General features: G+C 56.5%; 8 protein-coding genes and 1 pseudogene. 2 read left to right on the forward strand and 7 right to left on the reverse strand.

Features of this window, described 5'->3' with window-relative positions; all coding sequences use genetic code 11:
• The 6 genes from C2E25_RS05660 to C2E25_RS17275 form a co-directional block, all read right to left on the reverse strand.
• The coding region (locus tag C2E25_RS05660; protein WP_158247145.1) for a carboxypeptidase regulatory-like domain-containing protein at positions 1 to 3,728 on the reverse strand (3,728 nt) is incomplete at its 3' end.
• Positions 3,729 to 3,797: 69 nt separating this feature from the next.
• Complete coding sequence (locus C2E25_RS05665) at positions 3,798 to 4,769, reverse strand: fibronectin type III domain-containing protein (RefSeq protein ID WP_103114811.1); 972 nt, start codon at positions 4,767 to 4,769, stop codon at positions 3,798 to 3,800.
• A gap of 2 nt (positions 4,770 to 4,771) precedes the next feature.
• The gene (locus C2E25_RS05670; RefSeq protein WP_103114812.1) at positions 4,772 to 5,584 is read right to left on the reverse strand and encodes a rhodanese-like domain-containing protein; all 813 of its coding nucleotides are present in this window, start codon (positions 5,582 to 5,584) and stop codon (positions 4,772 to 4,774) included.
• Positions 5,584 to 9,057, reverse strand: coding sequence for a FlgD immunoglobulin-like domain containing protein (locus C2E25_RS05675; RefSeq protein WP_146032905.1), 3,474 nt, complete (start codon positions 9,055 to 9,057; stop codon positions 5,584 to 5,586). The genes C2E25_RS05670 and C2E25_RS05675 overlap by 1 nt, the downstream gene beginning before the upstream one ends.
• Positions 9,058 to 9,168: 111 nt before the next feature.
• Positions 9,169 to 9,651: a hypothetical protein gene (locus tag C2E25_RS05680; protein ID WP_199177369.1), complete on the reverse strand. Its 483-nt coding sequence runs from the start codon at positions 9,649 to 9,651 to the stop codon at positions 9,169 to 9,171.
• 516 nt (positions 9,652 to 10,167) lie between these two features.
• Positions 10,168 to 10,497, reverse strand: a complete 330-nt coding sequence (locus C2E25_RS17275; protein ID WP_146032906.1) for a DUF6861 domain-containing protein — start codon at positions 10,495 to 10,497, stop codon at positions 10,168 to 10,170.
• Between the two features lie 176 nt (positions 10,498 to 10,673).
• Between C2E25_RS17275 and C2E25_RS05685 the strand changes: the two are divergent.
• Together C2E25_RS05685 and C2E25_RS17785 are read left to right on the forward strand one after the other, a co-directional pair.
• Positions 10,674 to 11,555 (forward strand): annotated as a pseudogene (locus C2E25_RS05685) (IS4 family transposase); the annotation flags it as partial.
• Positions 11,556 to 11,577: 22 nt separating this feature from the next.
• Positions 11,578 to 11,817, forward strand: a complete 240-nt coding sequence (locus tag C2E25_RS17785; RefSeq protein ID WP_103114814.1) for a hypothetical protein — start codon at positions 11,578 to 11,580, stop codon at positions 11,815 to 11,817.
• 419 nt (positions 11,818 to 12,236) lie between these two features.
• On the opposite strand, the gene C2E25_RS05700 is transcribed toward C2E25_RS17785, so the two are convergent.
• Positions 12,237 to 15,881, reverse strand: coding sequence for an RHS repeat-associated core domain-containing protein (locus tag C2E25_RS05700; RefSeq protein ID WP_158247147.1), 3,645 nt, complete (start codon positions 15,879 to 15,881; stop codon positions 12,237 to 12,239).
• Between the last annotated feature and the right edge of the window lie 186 nt (positions 15,882 to 16,067).

The following is a 16,067-nucleotide window of genomic DNA, read 5'->3' on the forward strand; positions in this document are numbered from 1 at the left end:
ACGGCCAGAACCTGGTAGCTGCCGTCCACCGTCCCGTTCGGGATCGATGCATTCACGGCCACCGTCGAACTGTCCCCGGCATTCAACCCGTAGATATAGCTGTACTGGCCGATGAACAGATCACCGCTGTCCCAGATCCCGTCGCTGCTCAGGTACAGACCGACCCGGAACGACTCCTCGACCCGCTCGCTGCCGACGTTGCTGACCACCACCGTGCCGCTGAAGGACTGACCCGACGTCAACTCGGTCGCAGACGGCGTAATACTGGTCACCTGCAGATTCGGTGGAACGTAGGTCACGCCGATTCCGGCCGCCTGCACGTTGTCGTTCTCTTCACTTTCATCCTTGACCCGGTTATCGTAGTCGACATAGGCCAGAACCTGGTAGCTGCCGTCCACCGTCCCGTTCGGGATCGATGCATTCACGGCCACCGTCGAACTGTCCCCGGCATTCAACCCGTAGATATAGCTGTACTGGCCGATGAACAGATCACCGCTGTCCCAGATCCCGTCGCTGCTCAGGTACAGACCGACCCGGAACGACTCCTCGACCCGCTCGCTGCCGACGTTGCTGACCACCACCGTGTTGCTGAAGGTCTGCCCGGTACTCAGGGCCGTCACCGACGGCGTCAGGTTGCTCACCTGCAGGTTCGGGCCGACCAACCTGTCAGCCAGGAAATCAACAACAGCAACCTGCCCCGAAGACACGGTAATTGTTTGCATATCGACAGGAAGAAGGCCCAAGTCCTCGGTAGCTGCATCGACCTGCCAAGTATCTTCATGGACCCCGACGTGGTATGAGCCATCGCCCAAGGTCGTTGCCTCCAGGAGGTACCCCGAGGAAACAGAAAGAAAATTTACTCTCGCTCCGGAAACAGCACGCAGACCTGTTTCATCAACCCGGCCTTCGATCCAAGCATTTATTGGTGCGGCCGTCAGGTTTTGGCTTATCCCAAACTCCGTGGATGAATAGTCGTCCTGGCTGACGACATATCCAAAAGCCTGGGCCAGAACCTGATCAGCGGACAGCGTCCATGCCGCCCCATCAATGGACGAGATGGAAAAATCCCCTGATGCGTTGGTGAAAGATGACGTCGTGTCCCCTGATGGACTCACCGCCAAAACTCGCAGCCCGGGAATGCCCTGCCCCTGGCTGGTTGCTACCCTGCCCTGAACAGGAACAGAACCCGCTGCCAGAGCAAAGTCGTAGCCAGTAAGGTTTTGGGTCAGGATCACATCAAAATTGGCCGGTGCCAACACGACCAACCCGGTCAGAACGTCATTGAATTCCGGCAAGACATGATATTCACCAGCGGGCAATGCAAAACTGAACATTCCGGACGCATCGGTCCGGGTCAAACTCACGAGACCATTCATTTCGGCTCGGAGCACCACGCCGCCAAGACCGGTCCCTGTCGCATTGTCATAGACCTGACCTTGAACAAGGTATTGACCTGAAACAAGTTCAAGATCCGGACCTGCAACCTGAGTCCCGGAAGAAACCGTCACCGTCGCCTCACTGGAGGCCGTTGCCGCCAACCCTATGGATTCCGCAGTGAGCAGGTAATCTCCAGGACTCTGAATCGGCACCTGATACTCACCCAGATTGTTGGTTGTGACATATCCGGCAGGGATGCCCCATCTGTCACTCAGTCGAACGAACGCTCCCACGACAGGGGCGCCATTGCTGACAACGCGACCCGTCACTCCCTGTCCGACGGTTTCTTTCCCGATTGTCAAACCGGCAGTGGATTCACCGCCGGCGCCGGTCACCTTGAAAAGATAATGTCCGCTGGCATGCAGGCGGACAAAGGGATTCTGGTAGGGCAATAGGAGGGAGATCACTCCGTCAGCGACACCATCCCCATCGCGGGACTCATACAGAAGGGCGGAGGAATCACCATCTGTCACCTGCCAACGACGCAGAACCGGTTCATCAAGGTCAATCTGACCATTGCCGTCGGCATCGAGAACCTGGGTCAACACCACAGATTCTCCGGGGTTGGGCAGGGTAATTGTCAAAGCTGCATCAACTTGTTCAAATTGGCCGATTGAGGCCGGAGAAATCGTCAGGTCAAACCGGGGCTTTGCCTGAAACACTATGGTAACAGGCGTCAAGACATTCTTGTTGCCGGCCGCATCCGTCGCGGAAACGACGATCTGATTTTCCCCTTCCTTAAGTGCTGATATCTGGCATGTCCACCGGCCCGACACATCTGAAGAAACACTCCCCACAATTACACCGGGCGGCGCTGACACCGACAGGGTCGCCCCGGATTCAACCGTTCCACTCAGGGACAGATTGTCGTGGTCAACCGGCGAAGCAATCACATCGAGAGTCACATTGGGCGGAACAGTGTCCAGAATGATGGATTGCTGCAGGGAAGATTCATTGCCGGCCGCATCGACCGCAGTGACACGGAGGTGGTTGACTCCCTCCCGCATGCCGCCGAGGGTTGTTTCCCAACGTCCGGGCAAGGGCGAAGAGACAGGCAAGCTCTCCCCGGTGGTGAGGTTCCGGATTCTCAAGACGGTTCCCGCCTCGAATTGTCCTGACCAGGCCAGATCGGACAACCTGGTGGCGACAGGGAGACTGTCGGCCGACAAAACAGGCGGCACATCATCTTTCGGGACGGCCGCGACAACCGCACCGGGGCTGTGATTTCCCGACAAGTCGTAGGCCACAACCCTGAGCAGGTGATTGACTTGATTCTGCAGCCCAATGATTTCGCTTCCGGATGCGCCCGGATCCGGAAGATCGGCCAGCACGGCCGTCCCCTTGAGCACCAGATAGCCGGCAGCATCCTGCGAAATCGAAGGGGTCCAATGGAGGACCACTCCGCCATCCTGATCCCCGACCTTGTCCACTGCACTCAACCCGGTTACATCCTGTGGCGGGATATTGACTGCCAGGTCGATTTCACTTCGACAGTCCAGAACAGTACCGGCGGGAACGGACTGCTCAAGTACTTTTCCCAGGGGATGCTGTCCTGTTGAATGATCCAGTTCATACAGGTTCCCGACGGCAAGAGCGCTTTGCAGCAGTTCGTTCTGCGCGACAGCGAATTCCATCCCGGACACATCGGGGACCGTCGTGCGGCAACCGAAATCAACGGTCGCACTGCCGATACTGTCGACCGGCAACTCATTCGCCAGGCCATCACCGCCACCGTCGAGCAGGACCACGTCACTCAATCCGACCACCAGCCGGTATGCCGTCGTCGCGCCTCCCACATGGACAAGAAACCTGGCAATAACCCCACTGCCGCCACTTGGCGAGGCACCATGGGTTTGCGAAAAGACATACAAACCGGAAAGGGCGGGCACTCCAGGGCCAGAGCCGACAGCCGTTTCTGGGGGGGCAAGAGACGGATTTTTCAACATCAGCACCCCGTTGGTGCCCTGCTGTTGCAGAATGAAGTCTCCCACTCCCGAGCGCCGACCGGTGGCGCCGGACGCCAACAGCGGAGCGGCCACCGCCACCGTATCCGAAGATGCCAGAGCAAGATCGGAGACCCCGGCAATCTTTCCGCCTGAAGACGTCAGATTGAGACGGAACTGTACGGTTCCCAGCCCTTCCGGGGGAATGTTGTCCGCCTGGATTTCAAGAGCGAAATCATCTCCTGGATAGATCACTGAGGATGGCGCCACAACCCTCAGATCAACGGCATTGGCCGGCGTGAAACCACTGGCCAGAAACAGACCGAGCAAAAGAACCAGCCGTGTCAACACTCCCCCCTTCAACATAGGACTCCATTCCTTTCAGGCAGACAGATACTCACACCCAACCGGGGCGTATCATTCAGCTTTACCGTACTGACCGGCAAACCAGGCAAAGTCTTTCACATCCACACGATCCTCTGCAGAAATTTCCCCGGCGGCCATAACGACAAAATCATAGTCCGGATTGTAGGCGCCATCATTGGCGCCCAGGTCGAACCGTTCTTTGAACAGGACAAAATCCTGGTAGTCGACCTGGCCGTCAAGATTCAGGTCCGCCGCATTGAAGCCCCGCTGTGCAGCAGCGACCTGCAGCAGTCCGCCCGGCACCGGCAGGCGGCGCAAATGGGTCAACACCGACAGGGTGTTGCCGCGATAGACCCTCAGGGTCACTTTTTCACCCCCACTGAAAAACAGGGATTGCAGATCCAGTCCATACAGGTTGTTCAGATCGACAACCCCTTCGGGACTGGTCACCCCCTCCCCCACAAACGCCGCTATCGGGGCATGCCCGGACTCGTTTTCCAGCAGCAGCAAATCACCCAGCCCGGACAGAGACGCCGTCCGCTCTGCGGGCCGTATGTAAACCCTGAAACTGAGCAGATCGTTGGCCGTCGGAACCAATGTTCCGTCCGACGTCCGTCGATACGGCAGAACGGTGGCAGCAGTCCGCACTTCCAGCAGGTCGGAATAGGCGACACTGTCCGTGACACCGGATTCCCGGGTTACCGCCCGCAGATAGTAACTGGTATCCGGCCGCAGCCCCAGCAGGCGGACCAGAAAAATCCCTTTGGCCTTCGCCGCTGCTGCAACCATACCGGGGACAGCCCCGTAGGGCTGGACCCTGATCTGCTCATTCAAGGGTTCCGCCATGCCCGGATCAGCATAAATTTCCACATCCGGATCGGCCGGAACATTGGTCATCCAGACCAGAGACAGCGAGGTCGGAGTAACGTCAGCAACCCGCAAACTGACAATTTCGGGAACCGCCCGGGCGGAACCGGCCACCCCCAAAAACAGACACAGCAACAACAAGATTCTACGTTTCATGATCAATATCCGCTGTCCATGGTTTCTCCCGGACAGGTGGCGCAATCTCCGGTCGTCGCAACCCGCTTCTGCCGGTTTGACGACGCCAGGACAAAGGCTCCCTCCAGGATGCGAATGTCAGATTCCAGCGCCCAGAAATACTGCCGGTACACGTCGGCGGCACGGGCACGGGTCGGCAGAATCACCACAACGGGATTCGCAGCAGTCAACGTGGGCGATTTGCCCTCTGCCGGGCGTCCCTTCAACAGTCTGCGCACCGCGACCAGCCGGTCGTGAAAACTTATGCCGTCAAAAACCGTGGCCCCGTCGACAGGCCCCATCTGTCGTTCCCTGACGGAACGCAGGTCGAAGACCTCCACCGCCACCCCAGCCTCCCGCGCCTGCTCGAGTTCTCCCGGCATGACCCGGGCATGGTCCCAGAAATTGCCGTTGCCGATCAGCGGCAACCCGGACCGACTCCAGGCACGGATTCCCCCGGCAACGAAAAAAACCTTTTCCTGACCACGTGCGATCAGCCGGTCCCCCGCACGTTGTGCCCGCACATTACCGAGACTGTTGTCCACCAGGACCAGCAGTTTCCTACGCGGGAACTGCTGGACATCAAGGCTCTCCGCGGGAATATTCAGAGCCCCCTCCACATGACCCCGCTCGAACGCCCCCGGAGACCGGATGTCGATCAGCCACAGGCCGCTGGCCTCCTGAAGCAACTGGCTCACCCGCACCGGTGACAGCGGGCGAACCTCCGCCGCAGCGGAACCGACGAACAGCAACAGAGCCGGCAGCGTGGCCGTGACAATCGTTCCGAACCGGCCCATCAGGGTTGCCACCCGTCAACGCGCTGCTGCATGGTAAGAATCAGTCCTGCTCCCGCCTCGATCGGGAAATTCTGCCCGACCGGTTCCGGACCGCCGGCTCCCTGACGCACCGACGCACTCTCCCAGAGGCCGGACCCCTGATTGAAGCGGCGCACACTCAGAACCGCATCAAGACCGATTGAGCGCATCAGGTCAAAAGCCCGGTAGCCAAAGGGGACAGACAGCAATCCGATGTGGTTCACCCCCGGAAGCAACGTATAACTCAGTGACTCCCCCGCTGCGGCCACCTGCAGAGAGCCGGACTCCCCGGCATAGAGCATCAGGGCCATCCCCGGCCTGAGTTCAAATCCGCCGCCCTGGTCGGTCGAGAAAAACCGGCCGTGCCGGGCACTGTAGGTCAGGACGCGCTCCAGGGATGGAGGGGTGCCGGAGGCCAGCAACGCCTCTGCGGTGGGATAGCGACTGACCAGATCGGCGCCGACGGCGACCAGATTGAAGCCGGGGGACAGCTCGACCCGGATCGGCCGGTCAACCACCTGCAGGTCGGCAGTATAAATCTGCCAGTTGCCGTCCCGGTTGTCCTGCCAGACCACCGGTCCGGAACCGACCGCCGGTTCCTCCTGGCGTGCGAGATGTGAAGAAAGCACGGCACTGCTGCCGGTGGAAATATCGAGATAGGCCAGATTCGGATCGGTGGAACCGGCGCTGGTATCGGTGTAGACAACCAGGTTGCCGGACAGGTCCGCACCGAACCGTTCCCCCTCACCGTAAGTCAGGCGCAGGGCCTGCCCCTGATCGCCGAACCGGTAGATCTCCCTGCCGCCGTCCCGCCGATCGGTCCAGAGGATCACTCCGTTGTCGATGACGGGACCGGTCTGGGTTTCAAGGTCAAAGGTCAGCCGTTGTTCCAGGTCCGCGACATCCCCACCGGCGGCAATCGCGGCAAGGTCCACCTGGTAGATTTCGGCCAGGCCGTGACGATAATCCTCCCAGACCAGCATACTGCCGGCCAGGGCCGGGTGCAGCTGGTCCCGTTCATGGCTGGTAATGGCCCGGACCTTTCCGTCGGGGTCGGACAGGTCGACAGCATAGATATCCCAGTTGCCGTTGCGGTTGTCCTGCCAGGCCACCCAGTTGCCGGAAACCACCGGGCGCTCCTGATCACCCGGACCGCTGTAGACAACCTGTTCGCCGGGCGCATCGGCAAAGGAGCGATAAATATCCCAATCACCATTGCGATTGTCCTGCCAAACCACCAGGTTGCCATCGATGTCCGGCCAGGCCTGGGAGGCCGTGTTGCTGGTCAATTGCAGGGAAGAATCCGTCGAACTCGCATCCCTGGCATAAATATCCCAATTGCCGTTGCGATCATCCTGCCAGACCACCAGGGTCCCGGAGATAGCGGGATGCTGCTGGTTGGCGCCGACAACCGGATCGAGCGGGCGCTCCCGGACCCATCCGGAGACAGCAACCTGAGCGGTCGCCATCGCGTGGTGCGGCGGGGCGTTCGGGTTGGCCGGATCATCCAGGCCGTCGCTCACCGAGACAGTGACCGTGTAATCCCCTTCGCCCACCACCTTGCCGTTGGCGTCGCGGCCGTCCCAGACCACCGTCAACCCGGTACCCGGCACGGCCTCGGCCTTCAGACTCCTGACCACCTTGCCATTGACCGAGATGTCGAAGGTGGTCGGCAGGGTCTGCGCCGTGGCATCGCTGGCGGTCAGAACAAGGGAGACTTCTCTCTGGGCGGCAATGCCGGCGGGAGCTCCGGGAGCAAAAACGGTCGGATTCACAGCAAAGGCATCAATGACCGGCGCGGCATCGTCGACCAGCAGGGTCACTGATTGCAGCGGCTCAACGTTGAGCGCCCGGTCAACCGCCTGGAACTCAAGGGTATGGGCACCGATATCGGCCAGCTTGAACGGCAGGGCCGGCTGAAAATCAGTGTCCACCCCGACCAGCTTCTTCCGCATCTCCTGGATCCCGCTGCCCCCTTCGTTGTCACTGGCGACAAACAGGATATTGGTCTGTGGCGTAACCAGGCAGGTCTCCCCCATGGTCACAACGGGACCGTTGAAGACCAGCCTGGTGGTGGGGGGGATCAGGTCGTCACCAGGCGGCTCGAACACCAAGGTGTAGCCACCCGGGGTTCCCGGCTCACGGTAATCGACAAACATCAGGGTATGGGTCGGCTGGAAATTGTCGTCGAAACCTTCGTCCACCCAGAAATTGTTCGGGTCAAGATGGACCCCGTCCGAGCGCACCACGTCCTTCAGCTTGAGCAGCCCCTGCGACGGATCCGCAAAAGAACAGAAAATCCAGCCGTTGGGCGGCATACTGCCAAGATTGAGCGCTATGTCGACATCCGGCTTCTCCGCGGTCGGCCGTTCGGGGGCGCTGAGAATCTGCAACTCGTTGATGTCGAGAAACGAGGCGCTGCGGTCGGTGCCGCCAGGACGGATTTCCGATTCGAAAATACGATCCGGCTTGTGCCGGGCGTCGTCATCCGTGTCGGCGAGAAAATCGAGCCGGTCATCGCGATCCGGGCGGTTGACCTTGATCATGTGCACCAGGTAGTAGGGATTGGTCTCCTTCACCAGGGAGGTCAACTCCCCTCCCAGTTCGTCCGAGTGGCTGAAAGAAACATCGAATTCGGTGAACCTGCCCGACAGGGTCGAAATCATCTGCCAGGTTGCGGTACTCACGGCCTTGCTCGCCAGATTGCCGAGGTCCACGGTCAAAGAGGGCAGCACCGGCTGATCGTTGACCGAAGCTCCCAGCAGGCGGAAATCGACCAGCAACCCCTGACTGTTGGCAACGATCTTCGGCTGCGCGGAATCGATCCTGAGCTTGTTGGCCGGACCGAAGCCATCGTTGAGCACCCGTACCGCCAGGGGAAAGGGTCGCGGCGCTTCGGTCTCCCTGGTGAAGGGATTGTCGCCAATCACCTGCCGTGGCATGAAATAGTCGAGATAAAGCTGCGCCGTCGGCCGGACGGTGATCGAATCGGGGCTGATCGGCAGCAGTTCGGGCTGGCCGTCGATACTGTAGGTGAAGTTGGCCCCGACCCGGTATTTTCTGCCGGCCGCATCTTCACCACCGGCGCCGGGGGAAGGAATAATCAGCCAGTGAATCTCGGCCGAATTGTTGGCCGCCACCACGCCGTCGCCGTTGACGGCGCTGCCATCGCTGCCGGTCTCGACAATATTGTCCTGGGACGTAAGCTTGATGAAAAAGAGATCGTTATGGGGCGCACCGGCTTCATCGGTGATGGTGACCTCGACCCGGATATCGGTCAGATCCTTGTCGGGAATCTTGTTGTGGATCACCAGTTTCGCGTCGAACGCCACCCGCTCCAGGGTCATCTCCTGGGCGATTTCGATCTGCACCCGCGCGCAGGCCGAATCGGCCGCGCGCGCCACCCCCGGCAGGCAAACCAGCACCACCAGAATGAACAACCCTACCCTCTTCATCAAACCCTCACTCGATTCATGGGCCGGCATGGCAGACGCCGGCCCAACTTTAAAAATCAACAGACAACTTCAATACAGACCAGAACGGCCCACCGTTATGAACCCGGTCGGTCAGCGTCCCGATTGACGATACTGCAGAACCAGCAGCCAACCCGCCCAGCAAAGCGCCAGCAGCATGACCAGGGAACCTGTGGCATGGGCCAGACGACCCAATTGCTGGTCGAACCTCAACAGCCCGGTCTCGGTCAACAGGTATTCCCAGTCGTGAAAACCATAGGGGGCAGAATGCCCGAAGTTGCCTCCCACCAGTGGCAGAGCACCCGCGCGCGCATCGGCGATGTAGGGAGCGATGTCGAGAAAGTTCTCGCCGAACCACCAGCAGCAGACCGATGCGCCAAAGGGGTCGCGGGTTTTCAGCAACAGGGCCGACAGGCAAATCAGCGGCACCAGCAACTGCCCCAGCGTCCCTCCCAGAGAACCGACAAACGGCCCGAACCAGCCGAAAGCCAGGTGTCCCGCCTCATGAAACGGCAGATTGACCAGATGCAGCAGACTCTCCCCAGCGACGTTACTGGCCAGGCTGCTGAACACCAACCGGCTTCCCCAGATGAGCAAAACGAAAAAAACAAGACTTCGCCCGACAAGAACCAAGCCGTTTGTGTTCGCTGTATTGAAAAACAGTTCGCGTAAGGTCACTTTGTACTCGTGCGCCGCATGCGTATCGGGGAAAGATGTGGTAGTAAAAAACAATCAAAACAGGGCTAAGCGTGACTGGCGGTTAACGATGAAACAACAGCCCCTTTTTTTCCATTGAAACATATAATGATTATAAGATTTTAATTTATCCGCGACACTCAATGCAGATATAATTTTTCGATGGTTTTTTGATTAACAAATATATTGTTATCGAATTAAAGGCTACAAACCATAAGATATTCAAAAAACCTAATCCAGTTACAAAAAATAGCAAGGCAAATGAAAGCAATGATAAAATCATTGACAAACGCTCTAACTTAATTTTTTTTATTTTTCTTTTGCAAACACTACAGGTAATCATATTAGATCCTAATCACAATAATTCTTATGTCTACCTTCTTCGTAATATTTGATTCATCTCTTAACGTCTTCAATCATCTCGGGAACACCCAACGCTTCTTGAATTACTGCATATAACAACCCCGTCGTAAATCCAACTGTTGCCCCAATTATCGTTCCGATGACGATACCAGGAACCACTCCGACACCAAAAAATGTAGTCCCAACAGTGCCCCCTGCGTAAGCACCTGTCACAGATCCCCAAAGTGCACTATTGATTGCCGTAGAGATGATTCTTTGACCAGCTGGATCAGATATTATTTTCGAAACAGCATTTTTTATATATGGTTTTGTAATAATTTTTCCAAGCTTATCCCACCAATACAAGCCAATGCTATCCAACAACAAGGTGACCCTGTTATTTACATACCTATATAAATTTACACTACTGTCCGGTTAAAAAATCAGCCAATTCCGTAAGTGGCTGAAAATAATTGTTCTTTGACATAACTGTCCCGTTTTCGATTTGAATTCACTCCACCGATGTGGGGAGATACCTCTCGTTATCGCAGGAGGTATCGATGAATTCAGGCAAAACCGTTTTCCGGCAACTGCTGCAGTTCTTGCCTCGGCACGACTTCAACTTGTGTGTTCGTCGCTACCGTGGTGATTACAGAGCCAGAACATTCTCGACGTTCGACCAGTTTTTGTGCCTTGCCTATGCCCAGATAGCTGGGCGTGAAAGCCTGCGCGATATTGAAACCTGCTTGAATTCACACCGAGAGAAGCTCTATCACATTGGCTTTCGTGGTTCCGTTTCCCGGTCAACTCTTGCGGACTCCTGTGAGCGTAGAGACTGGCGTATCTTCCAGGACTTCGGTCATGTTCTGATCCGCATGGCCCAGCAGCTTTACTGCGACGATCCCTTTGTCCTGGAACTGGACCAGCCACTTTATGCGTTCGATTCAACGACCATCGATTTGTGCCTGTCCCTGTTCCCTTGGGCAGAGTTTCGAACGACAAAGGCGGCTGTGAAAATGCACACGCTACTTGACCTGCGGGGAACAATCCCAACCTATGTCGCTGTCACCACAGGCAAGGTTCATGATGTCCGTATGCTTGACGCATTGCCGGTGACTGAAGATGCCATTTACACCATGGACAAGGCCTATACGGATTTCTCGCGGCTCTATGCGCTTCATCGACAGGGCGCTTTTTTCGTGATCAGGGCCAAGGACAACTTGCGCTTCAAGCGACTGTATTCAGCAGCCAAAGACAAGGATGGCGGTATCAGAGCCGACCAGACCATCGTCCTGGTGACCTACAAGTCGAAAAAGGACTACCCCGAAAAGCTTCGTCGGGTCAGTTATGTTGACAAAGAACGAAACAAGCGCCTGGTGTTTTTGACCAACAATTTCGCAATCCCTGCGACAACCGTTGCCGAAATCTACAAGCAACGTTGGTGTAGGTTTTCTTGTTGCCCCGGTGATCGTAGCTGTAGCTGAAGTCCTTGACGATGCCGTCGATGGTCACAGTCTCGGAGATTTTGCGGTTGAGATCATCATAGCCGATAACGCCGCTGACGACGGCGTTGGCGTAGCTGACCAGGTTGCCGACTTCGTCATAACCGAAGCTGTCGCTGCTCCCATCCTGGTAGACCACCTCGACAAGGCGCCTGGCGGCATCGTAGCCGTTCCAGGCGATTGCTGCTGTATATGGTTGTAAAAGAACGATCTTGCTTTTCGCCAGCAGAAAAAAACTTATATTTTCCCTCGTCTCAGCCCCATTAAAAGGCGGCTATCTCCTACCCTCATTATCCTTATTGCAAAAGTCGTAATATCGAATAAGCATTTTCTCTAAAAACATAATTTTTCTTACCATGATCACAAAGATCAATATGACTACAAAAATACTAATAGGCAAAGAAAACACAAGCCCACAATACAATCCGTTATTAAAATACAATTCATTTTGCACCGATATATTACCACCAAAGGACAGTGCATAGGTTACTGATTTATAATATTCAAACGATGCATACAATGCGATAATTAATAAAAATACAGCAATTATAAAATATTTTATTGTATTGTTTTTTTTGTTCCTCAACTTCACTATATAATTATCATCCGAAAACACGCTATTCATAACCTACATCCCTTTTTATTGTTTTCACATTTTTTAGATGCTTTTATTGCAGCCTCTCCTATATCTTCAATAATTTCTCCTGTAGCCATCATATCAACTAAACCATCAACAGCTAGCACAAGCGCTGGAACAGCCCCGCCAACCCCTAAAACTACAGCCATCCCAACTACGTCAACGCCCCCATGAACCCACATCATCTTCTGTGCCTGAACTTGATAGGCAAGCGCCTGATTTTTTATACTTTCTTTACACCTATCGACATAATAATCGCTTACAATATCTTCACTACTCATAACTGGGACATCAATCACATAATCTGACACATTTGCACCATCAGACAGATCCAATCCTGCAACAATTAAATTCTGTATAGTTCCTATAATTGGGACGACACTAATAACATCTGTCACTACATTTAGGCCAAAATTGTCGAAGTTATTAATAGGATTTGAATATCCATATGTGTAACAATTATATCCAGCAAAAATTCCCATAGGGTCATATGTATAATATTTCCCCAACTTGGGATCGAAATATCTCCACCAGTTGTAATGCAGCCCCGTCTCCGCATCAAAATACTGCCCTGGAAAGCGCAGGTTGTTTTCTACCGTTGATGCCGGGTCAATCACCGCCAATCCGAAGGCCTGATAGCCCGCGCTCCACACCACATTACCACTGGCGTCGCTCAGCCGTTGCGGCGTCCCCAGGTGGTCGTTGTGGTAGTAGTAGACCGCCCCGCCCTGCCGCATGTAGAGCGGATCGGTGCCCCACAGGCCGCCGGGCTTCCAGCCGTAGGCCTTCTGCAGCATCCCGGCGCTGTCATATTCCCCGACCAGGCCCTCGTCGGCGTAGACATAGAGGGTGGTGACGTTGGCGACAACCTTCTTCACCCGCCGGCCGAAGGGATCGTAAAAGTAACTCGCCACCCGCCCGTCCGGCAGGTGCACCCGCTCCAGGCGGTTGCGGCTGTTGTAGACGTACTCGGTAACAACCACGCCCCGGGTTTCTTTGACGGTGTTGCCGTTGGCATCGTAGGCGTAGTTGACCGGAACCTGGTCGTTGCCGGTGTAGCCGAGCAGCTCGTTGTTGGCGTTGCTGCTCCAGCTGCCGCTGGTCCAGGCGCTGATGAGCCGGTTGCCGACCCGGTCGTAACTGTAACTCTCATCCTGCAGACCGCTGCCGGCGGGATGGTCCGCGCCGGTCAGCTGATAGGTCAGGTCGTAGCTGTATGCGGTACTGCCGGCGTTCCCCGTCATGGCGGTGATGTTGCCGACCTTGTCGAAACTGTAGCCACGCTGAAACAGGGACCCGCCAGAACCGCTTGTGGTTATCGACTCCAGCCAGCCCACGGCGTTGTAGGTGTAGTCGGTGGTGACGCCGTTGGGGAAAGTGATCCGGCTGAGGCGGGTCTTGTCATACCCAAAACCAACGCTGTGCCCGTCAAAGCTGACACCAGCCAGGCGGTTGTTCTTCAGCCAGGCATAGGTATGCACGATGCCTTCGGGGCTGGTGTAGGTTTTCTTGTTGCCCCGGTGATCGTAGCTGTAGCTGAAATCCTTGACGATGCCGTCGATGGTCACCGTCTCGGAGATTTTACGGTTGAGATCATCATAGCCGATAACGCCGCTGACAACGGCGTTGGCGTAGCTGACCAGGTTGCCGACCTCGTCGTAGGCGAAGCTGTCGCTACTCCCGTCCTGGTAGACCACCTCGACCAGGCGGTTGGCGGCATCGTAGCTGTAGGTTGTCACCTGTCCCCTGGCGTCCCGCACCGTCTTCAGCAAGCCGTTGGGATAGTAGCTGTAAGTGGTTGTCTGCCCCAGCGGGCGTGTCTCCTTGACCTTGCGGTTCGCAAGGTCGTATTCAAAGCTGGTGCGGTTGTTTTCCGGGTCGGTCAGGGCAATGAGATTGCCGCGTCTGTCATAGGTAAAGCTGGTGATGCCGCCTTCGGCGTCGGTCTGTTCGATCACCCGCCCGAGAGGGTCGTAGCGGTAGCTGGTGGTATTGCCGTTGGCATCGGTGCGGCTGACGATGCGGCCCGCCGCATCGCGCGCCAGACTGGTAACCTGATTGAGCGGATCGGTGATTCCGATCAGACGACCGTTCTTGTCGAACTGGCTGCTGGTGGCCTGGTTGAAGGCGTCGATGACCTTGGCCGGGTCCCGGTTGCTGCCCCCGCACGTGCCGCAGGCGGCGGTGGCGTATTCATAGCGGGTCTGGTTCCCCTCCGGATCAATCACGGCAATCAGCCGGTTGGAAGCATCGTAATCGAGGCGCGTCACCGCATCATCGACATGCGGAACGCCGGCTTCACTGCCCGGAGCCTTTTCCCGGATTTCAACCAGGTTGCCCTCGCCGTCGTAAACAAATTCCCGGCGATTGTTCAACGCATCGACGATGGCGGTAACATGTCCCTTGAAATCGGTTTCGAAATGGCTGGTGCGCAGCAGGGCATCGGTCACGCTCTGCAAGCGCCCCGCCTGGTTGTAGGCAAGCACTGTCTCATGGCCGAGGGGGTCGCGGATCGTAACCGGGTTGCCGTGCCCGTCGTTGACGATCTCAGTGCGGTTGCCGTTGGCATCAATGCTCGCCGCGACATGACCGTACGGGTCGTATTCGAGCCTGCTGCGATTGCCAAGCGGATCGACAATCGCGGTGGGCAGTCCGAGATCGTTGTACTCGATGGTTGTGGTGGCGCCATCCACGGTTACGGTGGCCAGCTCCCCGAACGGCGTGTAGCCGTACTCTGTAACCGTCTCTTCCGGCAAACCCGCCGCCTGGATCTTTTTGATCAGCAGGGTACTGCTGCGATCGTACTCGAACTTGGTGATAACCCCGAGCGGGTCCACGATGGTCAGCGGCTTGTTACGCGCGAAGTAGGTGAAGCGGCTGACGTTGCCCTCACCGTCGATGATTTTGGTGACGTTCTGCCAGTCGTCGCGATAAATCTCCGTGGCATTGCCGGCGCTGTCGTAATGAATTTCCTTGTAATCGAAATTCTCGACCTTCCTGACCTGAACATTTTCCGGATCAAGCCGATATTCGGCCAGCAGCATTCCGCTCTTGCCGAAAACCTTCTGGGTCGTATAACCGTTGGGCGACCTGATCCAGAACTGGCGGTTCTTGAAATCATACAGAAAGGATTTGATGTGCCCCTCGGCCGACTGGCCGGCCTGCAGTTTTTGTGTGCCGACGGGATCGATAACCTGCTTGACGATGCCGCGATCGGGGTAAAGGTATTCTATTGTATAGGTCTCGCCGGGAGACGTGGTTTTGCTGAGCATCCCGTGGAAGTCATTGTAGGTGTAGGATTCCAGCCGGCCGGTCCAGTCTTCCACCTCGATCAGTTGACCGAGTTGATTGTAGCGGTACTGCACCGTTCGGCCGAAAATATCGGTGATGGAGTCGATCCGGTAATCATCGTCGCTGTAACCAAAGGTCAGAACGGCCTGACCGGCGTAATTTTCAACGATCGAAATCCGGCCCTGGGCATCGTAACGGATGTTCAAAAAATTACCGATGGCATCCTCAAGCACCCGCAGTTTGCCATCTTTGTCGAATTTCAGTGTTCTCCCGCCCTTTTCGATGACCTCATAGCCGGTGAACGTTTTTTTCATGACCGTGCCGGCAGCATCAATCACTTTCCAGTTTTTATTCCTGAGCGGGGTTGCGGCTGCAGCCCCGCCGGATCCCCCCCCCCCCACCACCGGATAGGGCTTGGGAGCCCCCCGACGAATGAAAATTGCGGAAATCATTCAGGACGCCATTTCCGTCCAGGTAGCCATAGCCGAGTTTAATCTCGGCAAAGAAGAGACTGTGCCACCCCC

This window comes from Geothermobacter hydrogeniphilus (genome assembly GCF_002898515.1).
In the GTDB taxonomy this organism is placed as follows: Bacteria; Desulfobacterota; Desulfuromonadia; order Desulfuromonadales; family Geothermobacteraceae; genus Geothermobacter_A.

Coding starts and splice junctions, on each gene's coding strand:
- C2E25_RS05675 (WP_146032905.1), bottom strand. CDS start 9,057: ATGAAGAGGGTAGGGTTGTTCATTCTGGTGGTGCTGGTTTGCCTGCCG.
- C2E25_RS05665 (WP_103114811.1), bottom strand. CDS start 4,769: ATGAAACGTAGAATCTTGTTGTTGCTGTGTCTGTTTTTGGGGGTGGCC.
- C2E25_RS05670 (WP_103114812.1), bottom strand. CDS start 5,584: ATGGGCCGGTTCGGAACGATTGTCACGGCCACGCTGCCGGCTCTGTTG.